A 13,600-nucleotide genomic window follows, 5' to 3' on the forward strand; every position below is an offset into this window, starting at 1 on the left:
GCGGAAGAGTTTTCAGTATCGCACGCAGAAGGTAATCTGGGGTGGGTATGGGATGGGTATGGGGCCGAATGTGAAGGCTTACACCACCGCGCCCGCGTTCGGGTCATTGGCGTCGCCATCCCGACGGCTGGTCGGTTTGATCAGATCTTCACGCTTGACGCCCAGCCACATGGCGATGGCGGCCGCCACAAACACCGAAGAATAGATGCCGAAGCAGATGCCGATGGTCAAGGCCATGGCAAAGTAGTGCAGCGTCTCACCCCCAAACAACAGCATGGACAGCACCATGATCTGAGTAGAGCCGTGCGTGATGATCGTGCGGCTAATGTTGGCTGTAATACCGTGGTCAATCACCTCGACCGGCGTCATCTTCCGGAAACGGCGGAACGCTTCGCGGATACGGTCGAAAATCACGACGGATTCGTTGACCGAATAGCCCAGAACGGCCAAGACGGCCGCCAACACCGCAAGGGAGAATTCCCACTGGAAAAACGCGAAAAACCCCATGATGATGACCACATCATGCAAGTTGGCAATGATGGCTGCCACGGCGTATTTCCACTCAAAGCGTATGGCCAGATAGATCATGATCCCCAGGATCACGAACGCCAAGGCTTTCAGCCCGTCTAGTGCCAGTTCCTGACCAACCTGCGGCCCCACGAATTCGGTGCGGCGCATTTCAACATCAGGAGAGGCCTTCTTGAGTGCTTCAAGCACCACCGCGCTCTGCTGAGCTGAGGTCTGGTCCTTTTGCACCGGCAGCCTGATCATGACGTCGCGCGATGTGCCGAAGTTCTGCACCAGCACATCCTGGTAACCCAACGACGACACGGTGCCGCGCACCTTGGTCAGATCAGCCGGCTGGCTGTAGGCCACTTCCATGACCGTACCACCGGTGAACTCCACCGACAGATGCAGACCGCGCGTGACCAGGAAAAACACGGCCACTGCGAACGTAAGGAAAGACACCACGTTGAAGATCAACGCGTGCTTCATGAACGGGATGTCCCGTCTGATCTTGAAGAATTCCATGAGCTTTGCCTTTTCTTACGCTATCTTGCCCGGCTCAACCGCCGTAGGCTCGGGCTTCCAGACGGTGCCAATGGACACCGTTTTGAGCTTTTTCTTGTTCCCGTACCAAAGGTTCACCAAGCCACGAGAGAAGAACACGGCCGAGAACATGGAAGTGACAATACCGAGGCAGTGCACCACAGCAAAGCCGCGCACAGGACCAGAACCGAAGGCCAGCAGTGCCAGGCCTGCAATCAGCGAAGTCACGTTCGAGTCCAGAATGGTCGCCCAGGCCCGGTCATAGCCTGCGTGGATGGCCGCCTGTCCCGATGCACCCGCACGCAGTTCCTCTCGAACACGCTCGGCGATCAGCACGTTGGCGTCAATGGCCATACCCAGCGCCAGCGCCATGGCCGCCATGCCGGGCAAGGTCAGTGTGGCTTGCAGCATCGACAAAATAGCCACCAGCAGCAGCAGGTTGAACGACAGCGCGATGGCGGAGAACACGCCGAACAGCATGTAATAGGCCGACATGAACAGCGCGATCACCACGAAGCCCCACATCACGCTGTGGAAGCCTTTGCTGATGTTGTCTGCACCCAGGCTAGGGCCGATGGTTCGTTCTTCGATGATTTCCATAGGAGCTGCAAGCGAACCCGCGCGCAATAACAGCGCCAGATCGTTGGCCTCCGGAATGGTCATGGACCCTGAAATCTGAAAACGGTTACCCAGTTCGCTCTGGATCACGGGAGCGGTCAACACCTGGCCTTTGCCCTTTTCAAACAGGACAATGGCCATGCGCTTCTTCACGTTTTCCCGGCTGGTGTCGCGCATGATGCGGCCACCCTTGGCGTCCACGGTCAAATCGACCTTGGGCTGCTGAGTCTGGGAATCGAATCCCGGCTGAGCATCGGTCAGGCTATCACCGGTCAGGATGACTTGGCGCTTGACGATCACGGCACGGCCATCAGGCTGCAGGAATCGCTCAGAGCCGAAAGGTACGGGACCTCTACCCCCTTCGGCCGCGAGGCCTTCTGCGCTTTCGTCCACCAGGCGCATTTCAAGCGTAGCGGTCCGCCCCAGAATGTCTTTGGCTTTGGCAACGTCCTGCACACCCGGCAGTTGCACCACCACACGATCGGCACCTTGCTGCTGAATGACAGGCTCGGCCACGCCGAGTTCATTCACACGGTTGTGCAAGGTGGTGATGTTCTGCTTGAGAGCCTGGTCCTGCACCTTGCGCAGGGCTTCAGGTTTAAAACTTGCGACCAGCGTGGGCTCAGACCCTGTGCCCGGTGTAGGCTGAAGATCAGTCAACTGGTCGGTGATGATTCGGCGGACCGCTTCCTGCATGGCAGCGTCACGTGTGCGAATTTCGATGTTCTGACCTTCACGGCTGATGCCGCCGTGGCGGATATCCTTTTCACGCAGAGCCAGGCGAATGTCGCTGGCCAGCGTGTCGAGCCGCTTGGTCAGGGCCGCGCTCATGTCTACCTGCAACATGAAGTGCACGCCGCCGCGCAAATCCAGGCCCAGGTACATGGGCTTGGCATGGAGCGCCGTCAGCCAGGCCGGCGAGCGTGACACCAGGTTGAGGGCCACGATGTAGGACGCGTCGGCCGCATCGGGGATCATCGCGCGCTCGATGGCGTCTTTGGCCTTGAGCTGATCGTCCGTAGTGGCAAAACGTGCGCGGACAGAGCCGGCGTCCAGGGACATCAGGGTGGGCTCGACGCCCGCGGATTTCAGTGCTTGCTCTACACGCTCTTGCGTGGAGAGGTCCACCTTAACCGTGGTCTTGGCAGCTGAAACCTGAACTGCCGGCGCTTCGCCGAACAGATTGGGCAGTGCGTAGATCACCGCTACCAGTAGCGCGACGACAATGACGGCGTATTTCCATAACGGATAACGATTCATGGGGAAAGACTCGATCGATTGGCAGCCAGGGCGGCGGCCATTTCAGGCTACCGGGAAAGCGGATGAGACTCCGCAGCTTACTTAATGGTTCCCTTGGGCAGCACTTGAACTACTGCGCTGCGCTGCATCTGCACTTCAACGCCGTTGGCGATCTGCAGAGTCAGGCTGCCTTCGGAGATAGCCGTCACACGGCCCATCAGGCCACCAGCGGTGGCGACTTCATCGCCTTTGGCCAGTGCATCGATCATGGCGCGGTGCTCTTTTTGCTTGCGCATCTGAGGGCGGATCATGATGAAGTACAGCACTGCGAACATCAGCAGCAGCGGCAGCATGCTCATCAGCGAAGACGTCATGCCTCCCTCTGCGGCGGCGGCGGGGGCGGTCTGGGCGAAAGCGTTGGAAATGAACACCTGCAGGCTCCTGAAAAATACGGAAGTAGGGCGCGGGCAAAAAAGCCGGACGCATAAGCACACCCTCTGCGGGCGCGCGGAGAACCTTATATTGTAGTGGGCTGGCTCGGAGGCCCCAAATAGGCGCTTTTTTCTCCCCCCATTTGAACGACTGGGGGGAGAAAAAAGGGCGACCCAGGCCCGACGAATGTCAGATAGGCGTCAGCTTGTAGACAGTACGCTTATTTAACACGGGATATTACGCCACCTTCTGCACGCCTTGCGGATGCCGGTAAGCCACCTTCAGCTCTTCCCACCGAACGCGCGCGGCTTTCAAATTGCGCTCCTTGACGTGTCCGTATCCTTTGATCTGCTCAGGAATACGTGCAATCTCCACTGCCGTGGCGTGATTGTGGGCATCCAGGGTCTTGAGCACTTCTTCGATGCTGGCTCGGTACTGCTGGATCAGGGCGCGCTCAGTCTGGCGCTCTTCGGTTCTGCCAAAGATGTCGAACGCTGTGCCCCGCAAGCCCTTGAGCTTGGCCAGCCAGCGGAAATTACGCAGCATGCTCGGCCCATATTTTTTCTTGATCAGCTCACCGCGTTCGTTGCGTTGAGCGGTCATGGGAGGAGCCAGGTGGTAATTGAAGGTGAAGTCGCCCTCAAACATGCCTTTGACCCGATCCAAGAACGCCGGGTCGCTGTGCAGGCGAGCCACCTCGTACTCATCTTTGTAAGCCATGAGCTTGAATAGATAGCGAGCCACCGCTTCGCTCAAGGCAGTTTTACCCAAAGCCAGCTCCTGCTTCTCTACGCGGGCCACAAACTCCCGGTATTGCGCTGCATAGGCAGCATTTTGGTAGTCCGTCAAAAATTCAACACGGCGGCGGATCATGGAGTCGAGCGTTTCGCGCTTCTTGAACTCGATCACTTGAGCTCCGCCTGCACCACCCAGGAGCTTCTCGACACGCGCCCAATCGTGCGCAGCCTGGCGGCCCCAGGCGAAGGCCGTCTTGTTGTTCTCCACCTGAACCGCATTCAGCTCAATGGCGCGCATGAGAGATTCATGACGCAGGGGCACCCATCCTTTTTGCCACGCGTACCCCAGGATCATGGGGTTGACATAGATGCTGTCGCTCATCAGACGGGTGGCCATGGCATCGGCATCGAAACCACTCAAACCCTGCGGCCCGGCCGCGCGGGCAATGTCGGCGGCGCACTGTTCTGCCGGATTGCGCCAGGCGCCATCGCGTACAAAGGCTGCCGTGGGCGTGCCGTGGACGTTCAGTGCGACATGGGTACGGCCTTCGCGCATGCGCAGCACTGTTTCCTTACCCGCCGTGACAATGGGGTCGCACCCTATGACCAGATCGGCAGCAGCCATGCCCACGCGGGTGGTACGAATGTCTTCCTGTGTTTGGCCTATGAGCACATGGCTCCAGGTGGCACCGCCTTTTTGTGCCAGCCCCGCTGCATCCTGGGTGACGATGCCTTTGCCCTCGATGTGTGCTGCCATGCCAAGCAGTTGCCCGATGGTGATCACACCGGTGCCGCCCACACCGGCCACCACAATGCCATAGGCGGTAGGCATGGCAGGTAGCTGGGGTTCTGGCAGCATCCCCAGATCAAAAGGCGAGGCAGCGGACTTCTCCTTCGCCTTTTTCTTCAGGTTGCCACCTTCCACGGTGATGAAGCTGGGGCAAAAGCCCTTCAAGCACGAGTAATCCTTGTTGCAGGTGCTCTGATTGATGGTGCGCTTGCGCCCAAACTCCGTCTCCAGCGGCTCCACACTGAGGCAGTTGCTCTGTACGCTGCAATCGCCGCAGCCCTCGCACACCAGGTCGTTGATGATGACGCGTTTGGCGGGATCTTCCATGGAGCCGCGCTTGCGGCGGCGCCGCTTTTCGGTGGCGCAGGTCTGGTCGTAGATGATGACCGTGGTGCCTGTGATCTCGCGAAACTCGCGCTGCACGGCGTCGAGCTTGTCCCGGTGCTGAATTTCTATGCCATCGGGCAGGCCGCGTTCGCGGGCATTCTGGTATTTTTCTGGCTCGTCGGTGACGATGGTGATCTTGACAGCGCCTTCTGCACGCATGTTCTGGGCGATCTGGATCACGGACAGGCCTTCGGGCCGCTCGCCGATCTGCTGGCCGCCGGTCATGGCCACGGCGTCGTTGTAGAGAATCTTGTAAGTGATGTTGACACCGGAAGCAATACTTTGGCGAACCGCCAGAGTGCCGCTATGGAAATAGGTGCCATCGCCCAGGTTGGCGAACATGTGCTTTTCGTTGCTGAAGGGCTGTTGGCCGACCCACGGCACGCCCTCTCCGCCCATCTGCGTGAACCCGACCGTCTCCCTGTCCATCCAGATGGTCATGAAATGGCAGCCAATACCCGCCATGGCGCGGGAGCCTTCCGGGACGCGCGTGCTGGTGTTGTGCGGACAGCCTGAGCAGAACCAGGGCTGGCGCTCGGCCCCCGTACCGCCCAGTTCCAGCGCTTTCATGTTGCGCTCGGAGGCGTCCAGAATGGCGAGCTGGCGGTCAATGCGTGCCGTCATGTCGGCGTCGATGCCGAGTTTTTTCAACCGCTGCGCAATGGCGCGGGCGATCATGGCGGGCGACAGATCAGCGGTGGCCCGCAGCAATTCGTTGGCCGTAGGGTTGGCGCGCGACCACTCACCGCCCGAGAAATCGCCGTCGGCGCCCTCATGGAATTTTCCGACCACATTGGGGCGAACATCGGCGCGCCAGTTGTAGAGCTCTTCCTTGATCTGATATTCAATGACCTGACGCTTTTCTTCCACCACCAGAATTTCGCGCAGGCCCGTGGCAAATTCACGCGTAGCTGTGGCTTCCAGCGGCCACACCACAGCCACTTTGTGCAGGCGAATGCCGAGTTGGCGGCAGGTGGCGTCGTCGAGACCCAGATCGATCAGTGCCTGGCGCGTGTCGTTGTAGGCCTTGCCACTGGCAATCAGGCCCAGGCGATCATTCGGCCCTTCGATGACGTTGTGGTTGAGCCGGTTGGCGCGGATGTAGGCCAACGCGGCATACCACTTGTAGTTGTACAGGCGCTCTTCCTGCACCAGCGCAGCATCGGGCCAGCGAATATGCACGCCGCCCGGGGGCATTTCGAAGTCCGTGGGAAGGTGGACCTGCACACGCTCAGGATCGATCATGGCCGTGGCGCTGGATTCAACGATCTCCTGGATGGTCTTCATGCTCGTCCAGACGCCGGAATAGCGGCTCATGGCAAACGCATGCACACCCAGATCCAGGATTTCCTGCACCGAGGTCGGAAAGAACACGGGCAGCCCGCAAGCCTTGAAGATGTGATCGCTCTGGTGCGCAGCCGTGCTGCTCTTGGCCACATGGTCATCGCCAGCCACGGCAATCACACCGCCCCAAGGCGTGGTGCCGGCCATATTGGCATGCTTGAACACGTCTGAGCAGCGGTCTACCCCCGGGCCCTTCCCGTACCAGATGCCAAACACGCCATCAAACTTGTTCGACCCTGGTGGCGCGAAGCCCAGTTGCTGAGTACCCCACAGCGCAGTGGCTGCCAGCTCTTCATTGACGCCAGGCTGGAAAACGATGTTCTGAGCCTGCAGGTACTCCTTCGCCTTCCAAAGTGCCTGGTCGTACCCACCCAAGGGAGAGCCTCTGTAGCCGCTCACAAACCCCGCCGTGTTCTTGCCAACCAAGGCATCACGCTGGCGCTGAAGCATGGGAAGCTTGACCAGCGCCTGTACGCCGCTCATGAATGCACGGCCGTAATCCAGGCTGTACTTGTCATCTAGCGTCACCGTCTCTAGCGCCTTGCGGACGTGCTCTGGCAGGGGGGCGTTCATCGTGAGTGTCTCCTTATGTGCGCAGTCGGGTGAACCGCACTGGTCAACTCCGCCCTTTGGCGGATGCCGTTTGAAAGCAAAGTGTATGCGGCCTCGTGCGATAGGTGTATTCTTTAAGTTCCCTCTTGAACCCATTTTTAGCAATTTTCTTTCTCAAATCAAGCTTTAATGGAAACACTTGATTCCTACGATCTGGCCATCCTGCAGCATCTGCAAGCCGACGGACGTCTCACCAATACCGAGTTGGCACAGCGTGTAGGGCTTTCCGCAGCACCGTGCTGGCGCCGCGTGAAGGCATTGGAAGAGGCAGGCTTTATCCGCGGCTATCACGCCGAAATCGATCGGCACAAGATCGGCTTGGGCGTGCTGGCCTTCGTGCGCTTGGATGCCGAGCGCAATGCAGGGAGTGTGACGAGAGAGCTGGAGGAGCACATCCGGCGCCTGCCTGAGGTCATCTCCTGCCATTACATCAGCGGCAGCGGCACCTTCGAGCTACAGGTGGTCAGCCGGGATCTCGATACCTTCAGTCAGTTTACCCGCGACGTACTGCTCGATCTTCCCGGCGTCAAGGATCTGCACACAAGCTTTTCTCTCGGCGAAGTGAAAGCCGTCGGCGCGCTACCGCTGGGTCATCTGACGCAAAAAAAAGGACGCTGATGTGGAAGGCTTCTGCCAGGCTTGCGATCAATGTGCGCAGGCGCAAAAAAGCCGCTCACCATTTCTGGTGAGCGGCTTCCCCGCCGCAGCGGATTCAATGAGCTATGCAGTGGGCAAAGCTCAATTAACCGCGTCGGCGCTGTTGGCGATAGGCAAAGCCGGCCAGCAACATACCCATTAGAACAAGAGCCAGCGCGCCCACAGTGGGCACAGGCGCTATGAGCAGCGCAGACACATTTTCGCTTGAAGGGTTGTTGCCGTCGGTGGGCACCCCTCCGCCATTGGTGTCGTTATCTGCGCCTGTCACCCCGCGAACTGGAATCTCACCGGGCACGTTAGGCAACGCGAAGTTGAGAGAACAGCTGAGCGATTCACCGGCGCCGAGCAGCGCTTGGGGTGAATTGCCGCAAACAGGCACCGGCGCGCCTGGCAGGGCAGGAGCATTGGGCACGGAGCAGAAGGCATTTTCCGCACTGTTGGGCCCAGCGTTCGTGCAAGTGACCGTACAGCTCACCAATGTACCTGGAAGACCGCTCAGCGGCGTGCACACCGTCGTGCTGCTCATATCGGCGAGGCGGATTTCCGCGAAGTTGTTGAAGGGCGAGCCCGCTGCCGGCACCACGAGAGAGGCGATCACGCTGTCGCCTGGCTGGCCATATTCGCCGGCATTCAGGGGTCCGAGAACGCCTGGCTCGCCCGTCATACCGGTCTGTGTGTACGCGTTGCTGTAATCCACAGGCTGCGTTTCTGTAATGGTGCATTCAGCACCTGGCAGCATGCCGGTGAAGCGGTAGGTGCCGTCCGCACCGGTCGTCATGCTGTTGCTGTAGCCAGGAACATCCCCAGGCCCGGTACAGGTGATGGCCACCGTCGTGATCATGCCGGGATCGACACCATTGCCGTCGTCGATTTGGTTGGCTCCGGTCTCGATGTACACACGACCGGACACATTGGTGATCTCATGCTCATACTCCCCAAAGTCGTAGCCAGACTCATTTTCTTCAGGACGTACCGTGATGCCGTCGATGACCTCTGTCGTGCCTCCCAGCACTTCAGGCGTTCCGCCTGCGGTCCCCGCCTTGTTCCCTGTGGAGGTGTAGCCGGTGGGCTGCGTCTGGCGTACGCTGTAGTCCTCGCCAGAAGGCAGGTTGCAGAACAGGTACTGGCCTGCGGCCAGGCCACCCGCCGGCACCGTGCAGGTCACGGGGGCACCATTGACCGTATTGGTAAACGTTGCACCTGCTGCCAGATCAGTGGTCGCAGTGACTGCAGACGCAATCACCGTGCCGTTGCGCAGCAAATCCATGGCCACGCCGCCCAAGCCGGTGTCAGCAGCCGGTACAAAGCCGGTGGTGCCACCGTTCAAGTCAGGATCTACGAACACCGTTCCACGCAATGAACTGGCATAGCCTTCGAGCTCATCTCGGGCTTGGCTCAGGTCGATAAAGTTGCTGGCGTTGAAATTGCTCGGACCGTTTACATAAGCGTTGGCCACCGTCACAGTAACCGGTACGGTGATCGTGCAGCTCGCGTTGGCCGCCACATCACCGCCTGTGATGGAGACCGATCCACTGCCTTGGACAGCAGTCAAGGCGCCGTTGCCGCACGTGTGAGACGATGCGCCGGCCGCCACGACCATACCCGAAGGAAGCGTGTCAGTCAGAGAAAAATCATTGCGCGCCTCGATGTTGACGTTGACCAGTGTCAGCGTCATGGTGCTGGGCGAACCCACTTCCACCCGCTTGGGGTTGAACTGTTTTTGCAAGGCGGTGTTCGCCAGGGCAGACAAAGTGGCCGAGCTTGGGCTCGCGTTGCTGGAGCCCATATCGGTACCGATAGCGCCTCTTGGAATGGTATTGGTCTTGTTTCCTGTGGTGGTCAGGATCACATCAAGCGACATGGCGCAACTATTGTGTGGCGCCGCTCCATTGCTGTAGGCGCTGAATCGGAAACCCGAAATGGTGAAGCTATTGCGCGCTGGTGGGATCTGGACGTCCGCTGGATCGCCATTCTGCTTCTGGCAAGTAGTCGAAATATTGGCATTAGGCGCCACTTCCATGCCTGCGGGCAGGTTGTCTGTCAGCGTGATCAGGTTCTGCGCCACGGTGCTGGCGCTCGTGGCACTGAAATTCAAGGTCAGTTTGACGGCACGGCCTCCCAGAGCCTGACTTGCTGCAAAAACCTTGTTGACGCTAACGCCCAAACTGCCCTTGGTAAGTGTTGCGGTAATGGCTTCGTTGTTGCTTTGATTCTGGTCATTGGTGACACCGTTGGTCGTGATCGTGTTGACGATGGAACCCGGATTGCCGTTTCCACCGCTGTGCAGCACGTCCACTTCGATCGAGCAGGTGCCACTAACGGCGACCGTACCGCCTGTGAGTGAGACAGAACTCTGACCGGGCACAGCCGTGACCGTACCCCCGCAGGTGTTGTTCAAACCAGGCGGTGAGGCGACCGTCAATGTGCCAAAGTTTGCATCGCTGGGGAGGTTGTCAGTGACTGCCAGATTGGTGATGGGAACTGCAGCGTTCTTGTTGTTGAACGAGATGGTCAGGCGTGTTCGCGCGCCGCCAGCGGCGCCGATGGTGCTCGGATTGAACGACTTGGAAGCATCCAAATCGGATCGAACGATAACCCGTGCCGAAACGCCGCTCGGGTTAGTCACAGCTTGAGCGCCCGCAGAGGCCGTGACCGTATTGGCACTGATGGTATTGATGTAATCCCCACCGGATGGTGACAGAGTTGCGTCACTCACCAATTGGATGGCGTAGAAACAGCCCTGGTTGGTGACAGTTTGGTTATTGGAGCCTGCACCACTGTGCAAAGTCCAACCGCTGTAGGTGATGACGTCCTGGCCACCCACAGTGCTCACACTGACCCCGCCGTCTGTCGGGTGAGTGGCAGCCGTCTGGTTCCCACAACCCTGCGGATAGGACTGATTGCCCGTCGGCGGATTCTGCAGCAAACGCACATTCAGCGGTGTAGCGACCTTCAATCCCAATGGAAGCGTGTCCACCACCGATCCATTGGTGTAGACGGAGTCATACACCGTATTGCGCACCGCCACGCGCATCCAGAATGCCTCGCCCTTTTCAACTCGGATGGGGGTGTTTCCGGTCTGGTTGGTGCCGTCGGCCTGGTAGAAGCGCTTTTCCACGGTGACGGCGCCAGCGCCGCCTCCAGGCACCCCGGTGGCGTTCATGGTGGCCGAGGTCGAGGCTTCGATGTTGTTGGAATTGATCCCCGTGAAGTTGATGTTCGATGTACTGAGGGCGTTCGTGTTGTTCGTGAATGTGGAAGTGGCCTTGACCCAGAATTCAACGTAACAGCTGCCCAACACGCCCGTCCCCAGATTGGCCGCAGGAACGTTGAAGCTATTGACGCCACCGAACGAGACTGATGTGGCGCCGACGGGAATGGTCGGCGCTGTGCCAGGCCACGCGCATGTACCACCCGCAATACCACCCACGGCGACAATGCCGTTAGGCAGTGCATCGGTCAGGGCTCCGCCCGTGAGAGCTGTGCCAGACGGATTGCTGAAGTACACCCGTACAGGCACGGGCTGATTGACCGTGGCCGAAGCCGCGCCTTGTGTGAAGGTCGTAGCCGCACCATAAAGGTTGCCAGGCGTCGGCAAAGTATCGGTACGCCACTGGTTGCTGTTGCCTGGGCTTTGGATGACCTTGGTCATCTTGATGGTGTCGCGGACATTCAGCGTGCCGTTGGCATCGACGGTATTGCTGTAGCCAGTAGCCGTCACCCCTCCCACAGGGATGGTATTGAGCAAGGGGCCTGAGCCGATGGCGGTGACCGGGACCGTGATGGTGCAGGTGGCTCCTGCCGCAATCGTGCCCCCCGTCATGACAACCGTGGTGGCCCCCGACGTTGTTGCGCTGGTGGGCGCACCACAGCCTGAGAATGCAGGAATTCCGGTTGCAGTCACACCGCTGGGCAAGTTGTCGGTAAAGGCCACGTTATTGGCCATTGCTGCCGGACTGGTGTTGTTGTTGATCGTGATCTGAAGCGTGGAAGCGCCGCCCGAGGGGATCACTGCCGGCGTGAAAGACTTGCTTGTCACCAGCGGGTTGACAGGCGCCCTGATAAGCAGCGACGCTGAAAATGCATCTGACAGGAAGACGTCGCTGTTCGCATTGCTTGCACTGGCCACGCCTTCAGCCACGCTGTTGGTGACGTTGCTATCGGTGCCGACGCTGCCTACATGGACGGGCAAACTCACCTGACAGTTAGGCGTGATGAGCCCTGCGGGCTGCGCGGGCACCGCGGCACCCGTGATGGTGACTGTCTGCGCCTTGGTGTTCGCGGGCGCATCCAGAAAATCGGAGAAAGTGACAGTACCGGTAGTGCAGCCCAAAACCCCACTGGCACTGGCATTGTCCGCGGTGGAAAACCAGAGCTGGCCGGCAGGGGAAGTATCTGGAAGCCTGTCTTGCAAACCCGCGCTCAAGGTTTCTGCGCGTGAGTTGAACAAATCGAACGTCAGAGTGACCGAGCCGTTGGCGAAGGCCTGGCTGCTGCTGAATTTCTTATTTGCCAGGAAGCTCTGCGCTGAGGCACCGGACGCCGCAACGAGACTCGCAAGCAGAACCCCCGCGCGAAGCCATCGGCTCCAAGCGAGTGCTCGAGGTCCTGAAACCGATGTCCCTGCATTCAACTTCGTGGAATCCGGCCAATCGGGCAGGGGCAGAGATAGCAATCGATGTTGCATGAGTGACTTTTCCTTGGAATTTGCAGGCTCTGCCACCCTCCCTGGATTACGCAGACCCCTGTGAATAAAACAGGCGACGTGCGGAGCGCCTTTGCACGGTAATCTAGGGAGCCCACCAATACCGTGCCACATTCAGCTACTCACGACCCCTCACAAATCGCGAATTAAATCATAAAGAACTAGTAACTTAGGAACTAAGGTTATATTTAAAACCCAGTCCAGAATTTACCCCTTGATGGAGGGCAATGAACTGTCAAAGATCCAGTGGCTCTACGCACAGCCGAATCGGGTCAACTCAGGTTCTGAAGAAAGGGTGCAAAAGACTTGGCAGAAAATGCAAACTCAGGGCAAAAACACCAAGCCCTTGCCAAATACTGCCCGCACGGGCAGGGGGAGTCCGGTGGCATCCAGGGTCTTGCGCCTCAAACGGGTCAATTGCGACTCGATACGGTGAAAGCCGTCTTCCATGTCATCCGTTCCCATGGCATGTAGCAAGGCCTGCTTGGTCACCAAACCACCCTGGGCAGCGATCAGTGAACTCACGAGATCAAACTCACGCGTCGTGAGTGAAACGGATTGCTGATTGGGCGCGACCAACACGGCCTTGGACCCATCCAGGCGCCAGGGTACGGCTTGCCCCGGTTGCGCGGACGCACCGCTGCCGGCATGGCGCAGCTGTGAGCGGATACCTGCCACCAATTCATTCAGATCAGCGGGTTTGACAAAGTACTGCAGGGCGCCCGCATTCAAGCCGGCAATCCGGCTCTCCAACTCTCCGCGCGCCGTCAATACAATCACCGCCACGCCTTGCTGCGTCAATCGCTTCACGAGACTCATACCGCTCTCGCCAGGCAGGCCCAGGTCGACGACGATAAGGTCAGCCCGCTCGTTCAACAGACGGACGTAGAAATCCTCTGCGGATTCAGCGCCCCACGCGCGCAGGCCACTTTTGTTGAGGAAGCCGCAAACATTGGCACGAATGTCTTCGTCGTCTTCGACGACTGCGATGACGGAGGGGGCTGTTTGGGGAAATTGCATGATGAAATT

7 protein-coding genes are annotated in these 13,600 nt (G+C 59.1%); 1 reads left to right on the forward strand and 6 read right to left on the reverse strand.

The window, feature by feature from the left end:
• Window positions 1–78: 78 nt before the first annotated feature.
• The 4 genes from secF to ABIE13_RS10640 form a co-directional block, all read right to left on the reverse strand.
• Window positions 79–1,032, reverse strand: coding sequence for a protein translocase subunit SecF (gene secF, locus ABIE13_RS10625; protein WP_354443130.1), 954 nt, complete (start codon window positions 1,030–1,032; stop codon window positions 79–81).
• Between the two features lie 15 nt (window positions 1,033–1,047).
• Complete coding sequence (secD, locus tag ABIE13_RS10630) at window positions 1,048–2,928, reverse strand: protein translocase subunit SecD (RefSeq protein WP_354443132.1); 1,881 nt, start codon at window positions 2,926–2,928, stop codon at window positions 1,048–1,050.
• A 77-nt stretch (window positions 2,929–3,005) separates the two neighbouring features.
• A complete protein-coding gene (gene yajC, locus ABIE13_RS10635; RefSeq protein WP_354443134.1) occupies window positions 3,006–3,338 on the reverse strand; it encodes a preprotein translocase subunit YajC in 333 nt (110 codons plus the stop codon).
• Window positions 3,339–3,576: 238 nt separating this feature from the next.
• The gene (locus tag ABIE13_RS10640; RefSeq protein ID WP_354443136.1) at window positions 3,577–7,170 is read right to left on the reverse strand and encodes an indolepyruvate ferredoxin oxidoreductase family protein; all 3,594 of its coding nucleotides are present in this window, start codon (window positions 7,168–7,170) and stop codon (window positions 3,577–3,579) included.
• A 168-nt stretch (window positions 7,171–7,338) separates the two neighbouring features.
• Between ABIE13_RS10640 and ABIE13_RS10645 the strand changes: the two genes are divergently transcribed.
• Window positions 7,339–7,827, forward strand: coding sequence for an Lrp/AsnC family transcriptional regulator (locus ABIE13_RS10645; protein ID WP_354443138.1), 489 nt, complete (start codon window positions 7,339–7,341; stop codon window positions 7,825–7,827).
• 124 nt (window positions 7,828–7,951) lie between these two features.
• Here the strand turns inward: ABIE13_RS10645 and ABIE13_RS10650 are convergent, their stop codons facing one another.
• Together ABIE13_RS10650 and ABIE13_RS10655 are read right to left on the reverse strand one after the other, a co-directional pair.
• The gene (locus ABIE13_RS10650; protein WP_354443140.1) at window positions 7,952–12,553 is read right to left on the reverse strand and encodes an IPTL-CTERM sorting domain-containing protein; all 4,602 of its coding nucleotides are present in this window, start codon (window positions 12,551–12,553) and stop codon (window positions 7,952–7,954) included.
• A gap of 342 nt (window positions 12,554–12,895) precedes the next feature.
• Window positions 12,896–13,591, reverse strand: coding sequence for a response regulator transcription factor (locus ABIE13_RS10655; RefSeq protein WP_354443142.1), 696 nt, complete (start codon window positions 13,589–13,591; stop codon window positions 12,896–12,898).
• Between the last annotated feature and the right edge of the window lie 9 nt (window positions 13,592–13,600).

The sequence above is a fragment of the Ottowia thiooxydans genome (assembly GCF_040548795.1).
GTDB lineage: Bacteria > Pseudomonadota > Gammaproteobacteria > Burkholderiales > Burkholderiaceae_C > Ottowia > Ottowia thiooxydans_A.